The sequence below is a fragment of the Lederbergia galactosidilytica genome (assembly GCF_017873565.1).
In the GTDB taxonomy this organism is placed as follows: Bacteria; Bacillota; Bacilli; order Bacillales; family Bacillaceae_C; genus Lederbergia; species Lederbergia galactosidilytica.
The window spans coordinates 44,527-59,221 of record NZ_JAGGKH010000003.1 but is presented as its reverse complement, the minus strand read 5'-3'; the positions used below and the strand labels follow the sequence as shown (position 1 = coordinate 59,221).

Annotated in this window: 11 protein-coding genes and 1 riboswitch; of the genes, 5 read left to right on the top strand and 6 right to left on the bottom strand. The window is 37.1% G+C overall.

Features of this window, described 5'->3' with window-relative positions; translation table 11 throughout:
- Nucleotides 1-303 precede the first annotated feature (303 nt).
- The gene (locus J2Z23_RS03765) at nt 304-1,962 is read right to left on the bottom strand and encodes a glycerol-3-phosphate dehydrogenase/oxidase (RefSeq protein WP_209973245.1); all 1,659 of its coding nucleotides are present in this window, start codon (nt 1,960-1,962) and stop codon (nt 304-306) included.
- Nucleotides 1,963-2,229: 267 nt separating this feature from the next.
- Nucleotides 2,230-2,454, bottom strand: coding sequence for a hypothetical protein (locus J2Z23_RS22170; RefSeq protein ID WP_238482595.1), 225 nt, complete (start codon nt 2,452-2,454; stop codon nt 2,230-2,232).
- Nucleotides 2,455-2,465: 11 nt separating this feature from the next.
- Here J2Z23_RS22170 and J2Z23_RS22165 point away from each other — a divergent pair, with 11 nt between their 5' ends.
- The 3 genes from J2Z23_RS22165 to J2Z23_RS03750 are packed head-to-tail and all read left to right on the top strand — an operon-like array spanning nt 2,466 to nt 5,632.
- Nucleotides 2,466-3,407: an XdhC family protein gene (locus tag J2Z23_RS22165; RefSeq protein ID WP_238482594.1), complete on the top strand. Its 942-nt coding sequence runs from the start codon at nt 2,466-2,468 to the stop codon at nt 3,405-3,407.
- Nucleotides 3,404-4,060: a nucleotidyltransferase family protein gene (locus J2Z23_RS03755; RefSeq protein WP_209973244.1), complete on the top strand. Its 657-nt coding sequence runs from the start codon at nt 3,404-3,406 to the stop codon at nt 4,058-4,060. The genes J2Z23_RS22165 and J2Z23_RS03755 overlap by 4 nt, the downstream gene beginning before the upstream one ends.
- 12 nt (nt 4,061-4,072) lie before the next feature.
- Nucleotides 4,073-5,632: a glycine betaine uptake BCCT transporter gene (locus tag J2Z23_RS03750; RefSeq protein ID WP_209973243.1), complete on the top strand. Its 1,560-nt coding sequence runs from the start codon at nt 4,073-4,075 to the stop codon at nt 5,630-5,632.
- A gap of 63 nt (nt 5,633-5,695) precedes the next feature.
- Here J2Z23_RS03750 and J2Z23_RS03745 read toward each other — a convergent pair whose 3' ends face one another.
- From J2Z23_RS03745 to pbp4, 4 genes are all read right to left on the bottom strand, one after another.
- Entirely contained in the window at nt 5,696-7,708 is a 2,013-nt protein-coding gene (locus tag J2Z23_RS03745) for a peptidoglycan D,D-transpeptidase FtsI family protein (RefSeq protein ID WP_209973241.1), read from the bottom strand.
- 222 nt (nt 7,709-7,930) lie between these two features.
- Nucleotides 7,931-9,733, bottom strand: a complete 1,803-nt coding sequence (locus tag J2Z23_RS03740) for a BlaR1 family beta-lactam sensor/signal transducer (protein ID WP_209973239.1) — start codon at nt 9,731-9,733, stop codon at nt 7,931-7,933.
- Nucleotides 9,733-10,122: a BlaI/MecI/CopY family transcriptional regulator gene (locus tag J2Z23_RS03735; protein ID WP_057988572.1), complete on the bottom strand. Its 390-nt coding sequence runs from the start codon at nt 10,120-10,122 to the stop codon at nt 9,733-9,735. Before J2Z23_RS03735 ends, J2Z23_RS03740 begins: the two co-directional genes overlap by 1 nt.
- 81 nt (nt 10,123-10,203) lie before the next feature.
- Complete coding sequence (gene pbp4, locus J2Z23_RS03730; protein WP_238482593.1) at nt 10,204-12,228, bottom strand: penicillin-binding protein PBP4(5); 2,025 nt, start codon at nt 12,226-12,228, stop codon at nt 10,204-10,206.
- Between the two features lie 269 nt (nt 12,229-12,497).
- On the opposite strand from pbp4, the gene J2Z23_RS03725 reads away from it, so the two are divergent.
- Both J2Z23_RS03725 and J2Z23_RS03720 read left to right on the top strand, forming a co-directional pair.
- Nucleotides 12,498-12,989 carry a spore germination protein gene (locus J2Z23_RS03725; protein ID WP_209973235.1) on the top strand — a complete coding sequence of 164 codons (492 nt, stop codon included), beginning with the start codon at nt 12,498-12,500 and terminating at the stop codon, nt 12,987-12,989.
- 413 nt (nt 12,990-13,402) lie between these two features.
- A riboswitch (SAM riboswitch) is annotated at nt 13,403-13,504 on the top strand.
- A gap of 369 nt (nt 13,505-13,873) precedes the next feature.
- Nucleotides 13,874-14,638, top strand: a complete 765-nt coding sequence (locus J2Z23_RS03720; protein WP_209973233.1) for an SDR family NAD(P)-dependent oxidoreductase — start codon at nt 13,874-13,876, stop codon at nt 14,636-14,638.
- Nucleotides 14,639-14,695: the final 57 nt, after the last annotated feature.

Sequence of the window (14,695 nt, the reverse complement as noted above, 5' to 3'; positions counted from 1 at the left end):
GCCTTCAAATCCGAACAACGTTGATTTACGCTAGGTGGAGGCTTTCCGGGGGGGCGTGCGGTGAGCTTCCTCGTCGCTATATGCTACTGCGGAATCTCACCTGTCACGCTAATCCCCCGGAGTCGCCACCTTCCGCTCCAATCAACTAAGTTAAGGAATACATGGACTAACAATTCAATCTCCTTTAACAATAACATTGTATGGATCATTAATAAGCAATGATGAAATGGACTCATTTATATAAAATATTAAAATGGTCTCTCGTTTCGTTTTTCAGAGTCAATCTTATCATGCATCATGCCATTACTCTTTTATCGTAGCAGCTGTACCAGTTGCATGTTTAAGTTCATGTTCTAATGCTTCCTCTGCTCTTTTGCATTCTGTTTCAGACCAGGTAAATATTGAAGCCATTTCCTTGATAACAGCGTCTTTCCACTGATGGACCAAGCCAACTTCAAATAATAACTCCCCTGTTCTCCGGATAAAGAAGTCTACTGGTTGAACTGTCATTTCATGGTGGATTGCATATAAAAGTTGGGCATGCATTGTAACAGGCAGTTCTCCTTTTTGTTTCGGCAAGTACTCTAAAACAGTATCCACATTTGTACCATATAACTTCGCCAGTTTACGGCCTTCTTCCTCTGACAATCCATAACTTTCTGCTATTTTACCTTTTTCTTGAATAAATGCATCTAGACGGGAGGCCCCCCCCATATCCCCACCCGAAATAGGCAGATTTCTTGTTTGACAAGCTGCAAAATGATTAGAGTCTCTCTGGTTTAATTTACTTACAACTAAATTTACCACAGTTTCTGCCATCTTACGGTAACCAGTTAATTTTCCACCTGCAATGGTAATTAGACCACTATTCGATTCCCAAATTTCATCTTTCCGAGAGATTTCCGATGGGGCCTTACCTTCCTCATGGATTAAAGGACGTACTCCAGCCCAACTAGATTCTATATCAGAATCTGATACCTTTAAATCAGGAAACATAGATAAAATAGCTTTTAATAAATAACTACGGTCTTCTTGGGTTGCATACATCTCTGCTGGATCCCCTTCAAAAAACGTGTCTGTTGTACCGACATAAGTTTTACCATTGCGTGGAATGGCAAACACCATCCGACCATCAGGAGTATCAAAGTATACGGCTTGATGTAATGGAAAGATTGATTCATCAAAAACAATATGCACACCTTTAGACAAACGTAAATGCTTCTCAGTTTTGGAACCATCCATTTCACGCAAATCATCTACCCACGGACCTGTTGCATTGACAATTTTGCTCGCCTTTACAGTCACACGCTTTTCACTAAGACGATCTTGTACTTCGATCCCGATTGCTTGCCCTTCGTTATTATATAAAAATTTATCTGCCTGCGCATAATTGACAACCGTAGCACCTTTTTGCACAGCCGCCTTCATAACCTCAATCGTTAAGCGTGCATCATCTGTCCGATATTCAACATAATAGCCACTGCCTTTTAAACCAGCCTTTTTAATGAACGGGACCTTCGCTAAAGTTTCATCAATGGAAAGCATCTTTCTTCTTTCTGACTTTTTTACGCCAGCTAAAAAGTCATACACCATTAATCCAACAGAAGTGGTGAATTTCCCAAACGTGCCTCCTGTATGAAAAGGAAGTAACATCCATTCAGGTGTGGTCACATGTGGACCATTTTCGTAGACAATCGCTCGTTCTTTTCCGAGGTCAGCTACTTCCTTAATTTCAAACTGCTTTAAATAACGTAATCCACCATGCACTAATTTGGTTGAACGGCTTGAAGTACCTGATGCAAAATCATTCATTTCTACGAGTGCTACTTTCAAGCCTCTCGTAGCTGCATCTAGAGCGATTCCCGCGCCTGTTATGCCTCCACCAATAACAAGTAAATCGAAACTCCCTTGTTCCAACTTGGTCAAAACATCCACTCTGTTTAAACCCGAAAATTCTTTCATAGTGTCATTCCTCCCTTTATTAGGAAAACGCAAGCGGACGACTAAAATAGCGACAGCCTATGAACTTCCCTTAGCAAAGCCACGATTAGCCAAAACCCTACTTACCTCTCCAATTAAAAAAGACGCAAAAAAAGAGACACAAACAAACACTATAAATTAAGACAATAGTGTTGCTCGGTCTCTCTGCATCTCCAACCATTTATGAACTTACTATTATAGTATCATATTCTGGTCTCTTTTGCATGGTTAAAGATCGCCTACATCTAACTAATCTAAACCCTTTTTAAAACTATTATTGCCACTCTGTAAACTTTCGATTAATTGCAAGGTTTGAGCAGCCTGTTCAATTTGCTGTTGCACCTGTTCTAATTGTTGCTGGGTGGCTGTTGTAGCTTGTTCAACAGCCAGTCCTTGCATTTGTGTTAGTTGTTGGGTGGCTTGTTGCAATTGTTGTTCTGTTTGTTTCATGGCTAACTGATCCATTGTTGTCAAATTTTGTTGTAATGTCTGACTTGCCTGCTGAATCGTCTCTTGTGCTTGCTTTTTTTGATTTTGAAATTGTTCCTCAATCTGAAGTTGATTTTGCTCTAGTTCTTGCTGTTTTTGTTGAAGCTCTTGCTGGAGGCTGCCTTGAACAAGATATACGGGAACAATCGGCAGCTATTTACACTGCACGAACAATGAAAACGCTAGTCTATGATTTAAGTTCCGAGGATGATCTCGGTTGGGGAAAAGGTGCGGGATGCAATGGAGAAATTACTGTTTTACTTCAGGATATTGATTCTTCTTTGCGCCAAATGTTTTTCGAAATCTCCTATTCTTTGCAAAAACGCAAACCTGTTTTATATGTGCAATCCTTACTAGATTATGATGATTTTCAACTTTATACAGCTGATCAGCCCTCTATCTTCCTTGATCTATTTAATTGCCCTTACTCACACGTAAATGGCATCAAAACGATTAATGATCAGCCCTATTATTACCAAATGATCTGGCCTAAGCCATATCTGTATATTTTTGGGGCAGGACTAGATGCTCGGCCTCTTACAGGATTAGCTGCTTGGGCTGGATTTTCCGTTCATGTGCTAGATTGGCGGGAAACTTATGGGCAAAAACAGTATTTTCCAGATGCCGATTCTTTAACTATTGGCAATCTTTCAGATCTTACAAGAGATGTAGTTTTTTCCGAATGGGATTTCATCATTATAATGACACATGACTTTCAGCAAGATACTCAAATCCTTGCGCAGCTACAAGATAAGAAGCTTCGCTACTTGGGAATTTTAGGTTCCAAAAACAGAACGAAACGTTTATTGTTGGACAGTCCTTTTCCTAACCATCTTTATACCCCTGTCGGACTCGCAATCGGTGCTGAAGGACCTACAGAGATTGCCATTAGCATTATTGCTGAATTAATTGCCGTGCAACGAGGAAAGATAAAATGAAAATTGGCGGAGTTTATTTAGCAGCTGGTAAAAGTATGCGAATGGGAAAACAAAAGCTAACCTTACCTATCCACAATACAACCATTGGCAGTATGGCTTTACGTGAAGCTGTACAATCTTCATTAACTACAATATACGTGATCACCATTGGCAATCATACTTGGGTAGACCAAGATTTGCTGATAAATAAAAAATGTATGTTTATTGAATGTCCAACTGCAGCGCGAGGACAGGCGGAATCTTTGAAATGGGGTGTGAAGCATGCCAATATCGCAAAGATGGATGCCATTATCGTTTTACTTGCCGATCAACCCTTTATTTCAAAAAAACTAATTGAGCAACTTATTACTTGTTTTAAAAATGAAACTTCATTAGATTTTGTAGCATCATCTACAGCCGGAATTACCATGCCTCCCATTTTATTTTCTGCCACAATGTTTCCAAGGATCAAAACATTGGAAGGAGATAAAGGTGCTAAGGCTTTTTTAAAAAATAAAGCTTTTCACGGAAAAAGACTTATCATCGAAAATACAAGGCTTTTTTATGATGTTGATACAGAGGAAGATTATCGAAATTTGCTGTTTTATGCAAACAAGTCATTTGAAAAAGACCTCAATCATTGTTATGGTGGAAAAATGAAAACTTTTAAATGAAAGGAAAACGGCATGAAGAAAATTTCGAATGTATTTTGGATATCTGCTGCCATCTTAGTTATTGCGGTAATTTATGGCGTTGTATCACCTAACAGTTTTGAAGCCGCAACCTCGAATATTAAGGATTTTATTACAACCCGATTTGGTTGGTATTATTTAATTTTAGTTTCCGTCATTGTTATTTTTTGTATCTTTCTTATTTTTAGCCCTGTAGGCACCATTCGTTTAGGAAAACAAGATGAAAGACCTGAATTTTCTAGGCTCTCATGGTTTGCCATGCTCTTTAGTGCCGGTATGGGAATTGGCTTAGTTTTCTGGGGAGCTGCAGAGCCTATCTCTCATTTTGCCATTTATCCCCCTACTGCTGAGCCTGGCACTGATGACGCATTAAAAGAATCAATGCGTTATGCCTTTTTTCATTGGGGAATCCACACATGGGCGATTTATGCACTGGTTGGATTAAGCTTAGCCTTTTTCAATTTCCGCAAAGACCAACCAGGCTTAATAAGTGCAACATTAAGTCCCATATTAGGAAAGTATTCAAAAGGCCGAGTTGCTGTATTAATCGACATTCTTGCTGTTTTGGCTACAGTCATTGGGGTGTCGACAACTCTAGGTTTTGGAGCTGCGCAAATAAATGGGGGACTAGCTTACCTTTTAGATATTCCAATTTCTTTTCCGATCCAGCTCATCATCATCGCAATTGTTACAGTCTTATTTTTGATGTCCGCCTGGTCAGGATTAAGTAAAGGAATCAAGTACCTAAGCAATACGAATATGGTTTTAGCAGTAATCTTACTCGTTTTGGTCTTTATCCTTGGCCCTAGCTTATTTATTTTAAATATGTTTACTGATACAATTGGAGCCTATATTCAAAATATCATCCAAATGAGCTTCCGAATCGCTCCACTCTCTCCTAACCATCGAGAGTGGATCAATGACTGGACAATTTTTTATTGGGCATGGTTTATTTCATGGTCACCTTTTGTTGGTATTTTTATCGCCAGAGTTTCTCGAGGGCGTACCATTCGCGAATTTATTATCGGCGTTCTATTGCTACCAGCTATTGTCAGCTTTATTTGGTTTGCTGTATTTGGCACGACAGCTATCGATGTTCAACAATCTGGAGCGGTTGATCTAACACAATTTGCAACAGAAGAGCTATTATTCGCTGTCTTTCATGATATGCCTTTCTCCATTTTCTTATCAATAATCGGAATTGCTCTAGTCGCAATCTTTTTTATCACATCTGCAGACTCAGCAACCTTTGTTTTAGGCATGCAAACGACCTATGGCTCCCTTACACCACCGAACATAGTTAAGCTTTCGTGGGGAATTATCTCAGCTGCAATGGCCGCTATTCTCTTATACAGTGGTGGCTTGGATGCATTGCAAAATGCTTTAATTATTGTAGCTTTTCCATTCTCGATTATTATAATCTTAATGATGCTCTCTCTCTATAAAGCATTAGCCCGTGAGAAAAAGGAATTGGGTCTTGTCCGGAAGCCAAGAGAACCAAAACCGGAAAAAAAACGAGAAAAGGTAAAAAAGAAAACGCCTAGAGAAGTGTAAAAATTAACCCGGGGTCCTCAATCGGACCTTCGGGTTTTTAATGTGAGGGAATTCCTTCCAATCTTATGATTCGAAGTAGGCATCAAATACCTTGCGCGGGATATCGAGAATAGCCTCTTCTTTATCTGTATCCATATAGGGCAAAGCAACAGAAACAGCAATCTCGGGATGATCAGCCGGAGCATATCCAACAAAGGTTAAATTCCATACTGCCCTCATATTGGCAGATTGAACAGGCCCCGAATAAAAAGCTTGTGCTGTTCCTGTTTTAGCAGCAACCTTATATGATAAATGAGCAAGCCTTTTTCCTGTACCATGCTGATGACTACCATGTACGACATTATATAAACCAGACTTAACTCTATCGATATAAATTCCGTCAATATCTACATGATTCAAAATCTTCGGAGAAAATAATGTTTTAAGTTCACCGATCTCTCCCTGATCTGTATTTCCTCTTATCTCTTTTACTATTCTTGGGGCAATCCGATTACCCCCATTTGCAATCGTTGATATATATTGATTCAATTGTAAAGTGGTATAGGTGTCAAATTGACCGAAAGAAAGGTCAAGAGCAAGCCCTGGATTTGATTCCAGTCCTTTTAGACCAGGGGTTTCACCTGGTAGATCAACTCCTGTCAAAACCCCAAGTCCAAATTGTGCTAAATAGTACCTTAGCTTTCTAAAAACTTGTTCACTATCCATTTGTAATCTTTCATCGTATGTATAATCGTATTTGCCACCCATACGCAGAGCCAGTTGCATCATATAAGAGTTCGAAGAAGTTTCTAACGCACTTAAATCATTTAAAACCACACGTCCATTTCGATTAAACCAAGAACTTTTCGATTTCGTTTCTGCAAATTTAAGTGGTTTATCCACTAATGTATTATCATCAAGTGAAATAACTTGATCCATATAGCCCGCAAGAACAGTAGCTCCCTTTATACTTGAACCCATTGTATATTGAGAATTAAACACACCCAATGTATCATCTTCTACTTTACCTGTTGTCATATTTAGCCTTTTTCCAACCATGCCAAGTATCTCACCATTTTGGGGATTTGTGGCAACAATATAAAGGCGATCTGCCAATTTACCTCGGCGTTGAATTAATGTATTGGTAGCAATATCTTCTAGCTTTTTTTGAAAATCAAGATCAATAGTTAATACAAGATTGTCCCCCTTTTTCCCTTCCCTTCTTAAAACTGATTTATCTCTTTCACCTTTGTTTATGATAAGTTCATATTGTTCCTTCGCACCTTTCAGTACATCTTCATAACCCTTTTCAAGATAGCTACTACCGACCCGATCATTTAACGCATAATCCTTAGCTAGTAATAATTCTTGTTGATCACTCGGCAATCCTACCTCTTTCGTTGTAACTGAACCAAATACACTTCTTAACATATCCCCTGCATGGTAGTCTCTTTCCCAGTCTATCGTGACATCAATCCCTGGTAATTGTGACAAATTTTCGCTGACCTTTGCTACTTCTTCGTCTGTTACTTGTTTATTTTTAATGGTCCCTATATTAAATGTTGATATACTATTCATCTTTTTGTAGATCATCGCAACACTTTTATCTGATTCCGATAAAGTAGCCAAGTCTTGGTCCGTTACCTTGGCCAGTTGGGCTTCATACAGCTCCCCTTTTTCTAATTGTTGTTCATCCTTCGTAAGTCTTTTGTTAATCCTCTCCGGATATTTAGCAAAGAAATAGGCCTGCAAATCATATAGTTTAAGCTGATTATGATCAATGGAAATATATTTAGTAAGGTTTTCTGCTATTTCTAGCATGTCATCTGATGTTACATCGTTATCCCGAAAATAAGTAATGGTCTCCACCGCCCTATTTCCAACCAAAAGCCGATGATGGCGATCATAAACGGAGCCTCTTGGGACAGGCTTCTCAACAATTACAACATCTGTTTGATTTAATTCACGATCAAAATCTTCCCCTTTCGTGATTTGCAAGTAGCCCAATCTAATAATCAGCAAAATAAACGTACAAAAAATAATGAAAATAAGAAAATTGAAACGAAGTAATTTAGCTTTATGAATTTTGTTATTCATGTAATGACACCTTTCACTTTTCAAAATACCATAAATACTACATATGTAGTATTTATTCTTAAAAAATACCCTGAAAGGAGCTAATTCCTTTCCGAGGGTATCATTTACTGAAGTTATATCCCGCTTTTACCTTTTCCATACTGTATACCTGACCTCATTGACGCCTCAACCAGCAAATAAACTCATCGATGATCAACAACCAATGAATAAAACTAGAATGCACTACTCTGAATGCCAATAAATGTTTTTATCGTCTAATATATGTTTGACAATGTTCGCTGCCTTACTACCATTTACTCCGTTTTTCTGAATATTAACTGCAAAATAATAAAATTGGCCTGCTTCTTCTATATAACCAATAAACCAACCATTCACATCTTGGCCATTTATTGTGCCAGTACCGGTTTTTCCAAATAACTGTCCTCTTTCTTTCTTCTCAATCGAGATGGCTTGCTTAACAGCTTGAATATTTTCTTCTTTAAAACCAAAGTCATTTTCTTCTAACGCAACTAGTAGTTCGACTTGTTCAATGGGCGAAACTTTCAAGGTAGATTCCATCCAATAACTATCTAACGGCCCCGAAATATTTTCATTTCCATATTTAATTTTATGAAAATAATCCTGTAATTGTTCTTTACCAACCTTCTGATCTAGATTTTGAAAATACCAATTTACTGAACTTCCCATTGCTGTAGATAAATTCTGATTTTGATTCCACACTTTAAAGGGTTGAACTCTTCCATCCCAAACCTGGTCATTGCTATCCGGAGAGATTACTTTTGATTCCAGGGCAAATAGGGCAGAGTATATTTTATATGTGCTATTAGGAGAAACCCTTTGTTGACTCATTTCTCGATTATGGATGAGATATTGCCTTTTTGTGGCATCATATAAAACAAAGCTACCTTCATGACCATTAAAATAGTTACTTAAATCTTCATAAATAATATTTTTCTTGGTAAATTCATAGACATCATCCGAACTGGCTACTACATAGGTAAACGGAGTAAGGCCTAATACTAAAATTCCTAAGGCTATACAAATTGCTTTGCTTTTCCATATTAGTCTTTGCGAATCTCTAGTGTACTTGGCAATGCTCAAAATTCTTTGTTTCATTTGCTTTTTTGTTCCTCCCATTCCCGGAACAAATTGCTGATATGCATGATTATATTTTCCACTCGCAAAATGAATGATTGTCTGCCCATATTCGATGAATGCACGTTCATCTATGAGGTTCAGCACAGACGCATCACAAGCTAATTCACGATCTACCCTCATCCGTTTTAAAGCATACCAAACGAATGGGTTAAACCAATAAATAGTTTGCAAGATCCACATAATATAATTAATAAGCACGTCTTTACTTTTTTGATGACTAAGTTCATGTAAAAAAACATATTTTAATTCATGTAAAGAAAAATCTTTACAAGTATTAAGCGGTAATAATATATATGGCTTTAATAACCCCAATGTTAACGGAGAGTTTATTTTGGAACTTTCTTGTAATAATATGCCTCTTTTTACACCAACAATCTCCTTACATTCTTCTAACAACTCATTTATTTTATGGTCTTTTATAAATGAGGCTGTTTTTTTAATCTGTCGTATTTGTATATTGGAATAAATGATCCATCCAACTAGAATGACCATGCCAAGCACCCAAATGGTCATTCCCAGATTAAAGAAAAATTCAGAGGTTGACCTATTAACAGATACAGCCAAATCATGTAATAAATCACGATTTTCTAAATAGGGAACTGAAGCCCCTGCGACTCTATTATTCGTTAGAGAGAGATTACTATTTTGAGTAAGTATTGTTTTAAATAAATCTGATATTATTTCTAGTTTGAAAAAACCCCATGGAAAAAAAGGAGTTATCAGGGGAATGGACAGAAAAAACCAGATCTTATAATGTGCTTTTACTGAAAGATGCTTATTCAATACCCTTTTGAGCAAAACAATCGTAACAATAAGCAGAGTGACTAGCAGTATACTTAGCAAAAAACGATGTATAAAAGTATCCATTATTCTCCCCCTTTTTTCTTATCCCTCTCAGATAATATTTCTCTTAGTTCGGCTAAATCTTCCCTGGATAGCTGATCATTTTCAATAAAGTTTAATACCATAGAATTCAATGCTCCATTAAAAAACTGCTTGAGGAATAATTTACTTTTTTGCTCAACATATTCAGACTGCTGAACAAGTGAAGTGTAAACAAATACTCTACCATCCTTTTCAGTTTTCAAGACCTTTTTCTTCACCAGACGAGCAAGCATTGTTTGTATCGTATTCGGTTTCCAATCAATTATTTCCATTACCTTTTCTACAACCTCAGGAGTTGAAATGGGCTCATATTTCCAAACAATTTTCATTACTTCATACTCTGCTTCCGATATTGGTGGGATATCTCTCACTTTCGTCCCCCCTCCTCCACTCTTACATTTGTAGTATTAATTATATAAAACAAATAAGGAGACGGTCAAATAGGGTTTCCTTCATTCCCCCCATTTTTGAAAATAGGAATATAGCTGCTCAATAAATGTTTGATTTAATTTGGTTGCAGAATTTCCGGAAGTATAGTTTTCAACGAGAGAAACCATTAAGAAGTCATCAGCCCCGGTATCAAACGCAAGTAAAAAACTATTTTCATTTCCTTGTTCACCTTGTTTCTTTTTTAACTCCGCTGTTCCAGTCTTGGCAGCTAGATGATACTGCGGGCTATACAGGAGATGAGCAGTCCCATTTGGATCACGAACTACCTCAACCAAACTTTCTGTTATTTCATTGGCAGTTTTGCTCGTTAGGGCGGCTTTTGTTCTTCTCTGTTTATTATCTTTTAATAGCCGCGGATATATAATATTTCCATCGTTCTGAAAAACCGAGTACATCGTTGCCTGCTGAATAGGAGTGATCAATAATTCTCCTTGTCCATAGGCCGTATCTGCTAATAAGATTTCCGAATCTAGTTTATCTTGGTTCGATAATTGCGCAGGGTTCATTGCGATTGGTAAATCTAATTCTTCATCAAAGATAAATTTCTGCAGACCATCGCTAAACGTTGCTTCTCCCATTTCTAAAGCTTCTTGTGCAAAATAGATGTTATCTGAGTGTATTAAAGCTTGTTTCATATTCACTTTTTTTACATTTGAAACTCGTGTAACAGTATAACCTCCCCAACTTTCATCCTTTTGCCAATTTAAACCGTTTATCTCTCTCAGCTTATCTGGGCGGGTTACATTTGCATCAAGCCCAATACCTGCAGTAATTGTCTTAAATGTAGATCCTGGCGCATAGCCAAGCGCAAATCTAGAAACAAAGGGTTTATTCTCATCATTTGCATAATCATTATATTCTTTCTGGGATATCCCTTGAACCATTTTATTAGGATCAAATGAGGGAGAACTAACCAAAGCATAAAGCCCTCCGTCTTTAGGATTCATAACGACCGTTGCCCCCGCATTTCCTTTTAGATGTTCAAAAGCTTCCTTCTGAATATAAGCATCAATTGTTAATTCGATATTTTCCCCATTAATTGTCTCCACTTTTTGGATTTCTTGCTTATTCTCTCCATCCTCATTCGCAATAAAGAGTTCCCCACCAGCTTTGCCTCGTAATTCCTTATCAAAGGCTCTCTCTAATCCCATTTTTCCAATCAAATCTGCTTCAGATAATTGGGGATTTTTTTCTAGTTCCTCCCTTGTAACTTTTCCAATATAACCAATTAAATTAGCTGCAGCCTCTTTTAATGGATAATAGCGAACTTTAGCATCTTGATAAGCAACCCCTGGTAATGCTTTTACTTCATCAAGTTCAATAATTTTAAGAGGGACGAATAAATCTTCTTTTACCCAGCTTTGTTGCAATGTTTCATCCAACTCATCTAATGAAATAGCAAATTGTTTACTTATCTTTTGCAGTTGTTTCTCTTTTTCCCTTCCTTGTCCTAATTCCTTCGGCACAATACCTACCCATTTAAAATTCTCATTAGCGGCCAATTTATTACCAAGATGGTCGCTAATTTCTCCACGTTCTGCCGGATAAGTACGAAAAACCACTTTATCCTTGCCTTCCATTCCGGGAAAAATTAGTGAAGGATCCCATTTCACAAAATAGGCATCTTCTTTCCTCACAATCTTTGTCTCATATTCCAAGTCATTTATCTCACCTAAAGGAGTTATGAAGCTTAATTGAAATGAAAGCATTTGTTCCTTATCATCTATTTCTTCTATATTTACCTCAGTAGCATGGATGTTTTGAATCGGGATGCCATTAAAAATACGATCATATTTATCTCTTACTTCGTCCAAAGTATAGCCAAGCTCTGTATATGATTGCTCATCAAGTACATCAGCCAATTTTTCATACTCTTTCTCCTCTAATATTTGCAAAAAGTGATTTGCTACTTCTTGAACTTGATCACGATTTTCTGCCTGTATGAATTGTAAAAAGATAAACCCGCCTATTCCGATCATCAAAATTAATACTAAATATGGAGTAATTTTCCGCTTTCTTCTTTTCATTCGCCTGGTCATATCTTCATTTCATCCTTTAATTATTTAATTAAGTACTACATCTGTAGTATAAAAGGTAAAACTACATTCGTAGTAATTTGTTTTATTATATCACGGCAAAAGCAACTGTCCAACTAAAAATATAGCAAACCTTCAATTCGAACAATCGTTAATGGAGTTATTTCTAGGAACTACTTTTCATTTTCCCTTATAGCGAATGTTATGATCTATTTCTGTTCATATTAAATGCATAAGTCCAATTTTTAGGAGGTATTCGCGTGGAGTTCTTCAAACAAACGAAAAATAATACGGAGAATCCCCCTGTCGGAAACTCTAATAAATTGAGAGAAACTTTTTCAAATGATATGACGGCTAACGTAAATTTAATGAAAACAGAATTCCATTATCCAACCAATACTGCATTAAAGATAAGGGAATTAGACCTTCCTAGCTATAATAAAAAATCCACTTTGTTATTTGTTGAAGGAACCATCAATATAGATACTCTTGAAACACATATTTTAAAACCTTTATTACAGGAGGGTCACACTAGCACAAATGTTGTCATAAGTTCTTTGCCAAAAGAAATAACAGAAAATGTGTTAACTAGCGCTAATACAAAGATAATCACGAAAACTAAAATAGCTGCAAAGGAATTATTAAATGGAAATAGTCTGCTTCTTTTTGAGAATGAATCTGAGGCAATCTGTGTGGAAACAGCTGGTTTTGAAGGTCGTCCTGTCTCACAAAGATGTGTGGTTAACTGCTAGGAACAGCAAGTAGTTAGCCTTTAACAGGCGTTGGCACTTATGGAAAACCAATCATTTAGTAAATTCTGGAGGAAATAAAAGGATGGACGCCAAGTTTTAGTAGTTACCCCAAAAACTATCCACATTATCCACAGAACTCCCCTCACTTATACACAGTTTGTTAGTATCCTTGTATTTTATAAGATTTAACTTTTTGTATAAATAATATCCACAGTGTTATCCACAATCCATCCACAAAACCCTACCACATAACACTATTAAAATTACGTCACTTAACTTCCTTGTATTTTTCATTCCATGACACCGCATTGTATAATATCCTTTTAACAAGGGAAAAACTCCTACTTAAACTATTGACTTACCAAGTTATTTGGGTTAATTTATTAGTAATCAATTACATAAATCATACTATTTTCTTATCGAGAGAGGTGGAGGGACTGGCCCTACGAAACCTCGGCAGCGGACTCTTAGAAGTACTGTGCCAATTCCAGTAGTTATTTACTTGAAGATGAGAAGAGGAAGTTTACCATGTTTTAAAACCTCTTCTGCTTATAGGAAGAGGTTTTTTCATTTTATTTGCGGATGACTTAAAAAGCTATATTTAGCTATTGATGACTTTTTCATTTAATACACCGGGAGCGTATGACAAAAAATTTTAGGATAATCTTTCCATCTACCAACAGCAGATTGAAGCTTATCTCTAATGCTTTTGTCTGTTGTTCTTTAATTTTTCTTAATAGCCAACTGGCTCACATTGTATTAAAAATAGCATTAGAAAGATTTTACGATAAACCTCTGTTAGCAACACAGAAATTTGGGGTGTCCGGTTTTCACCGAGCTTTTTCAACACCTCTAACACTTATCTTAAAAAGGGGAATAAACAAATGTATACTATAAATCTTACAGGAAAAGTAGCGATTGTCACAGGCGGGGCAAATGGCATCGGAAAAGCCATAGTCGAGGCGTTTTTAGATTGTGGGGCGAATGTAGCAATTGCTGATATGTCCATAATAGAGGATGCTCCAAATGACCGTCTATATTATGTCCAAACGAGTGTATCTAAAAGCGATCAAGTCGAGGAAATGATAAAGAAGGTAACCAATCATTTTGGAAGATTGGATATTTTAGTAAACAATGCAGGTATCTCCACCATGGATTATATGGTGGACATAGAAGAACAAGATTGGGATCGAACGATGGATGTAAACGCAAAGGGCGTATACCTCTGCATGCAGGCAGCCGCCAAAGTTTTGCAAGCACAAGGCCAAGGGGGAAAAATCATCAATATTTCTTCGCAAGCAGGTAAAAACGGCTATCGTTTAATGGGAAGCTACGTGGCTTCAAAGCATGCAGTACTTGGAATGACAAAGGTAGCTGCGATTGAATTAGCCCCTGACCAAATTAATGTAAATGCCGTATGTCCAGGAATTGTAGAAACTGATATGAAAAGAGCTGAAAGAGTAGTCGGAGGCGAACTGCGGGGTCTAGACGAAGAATTGATTCGCTTAGAAGACAACTCTCAAATTCCATTAGGAAGAACGGCATTACCCGAGGATATTGCTAATGTTGTCGTCTTTTTGGCCTCAAAATACTCTGATTACATGACTGGTCAAGGCATAAATGTGACTGGCGGGATGACAATGAACTAATTCGTGCTTAAAACCGATAGACATCAAGATTCACTTTAAATTTTAGGGAGGTTTTTC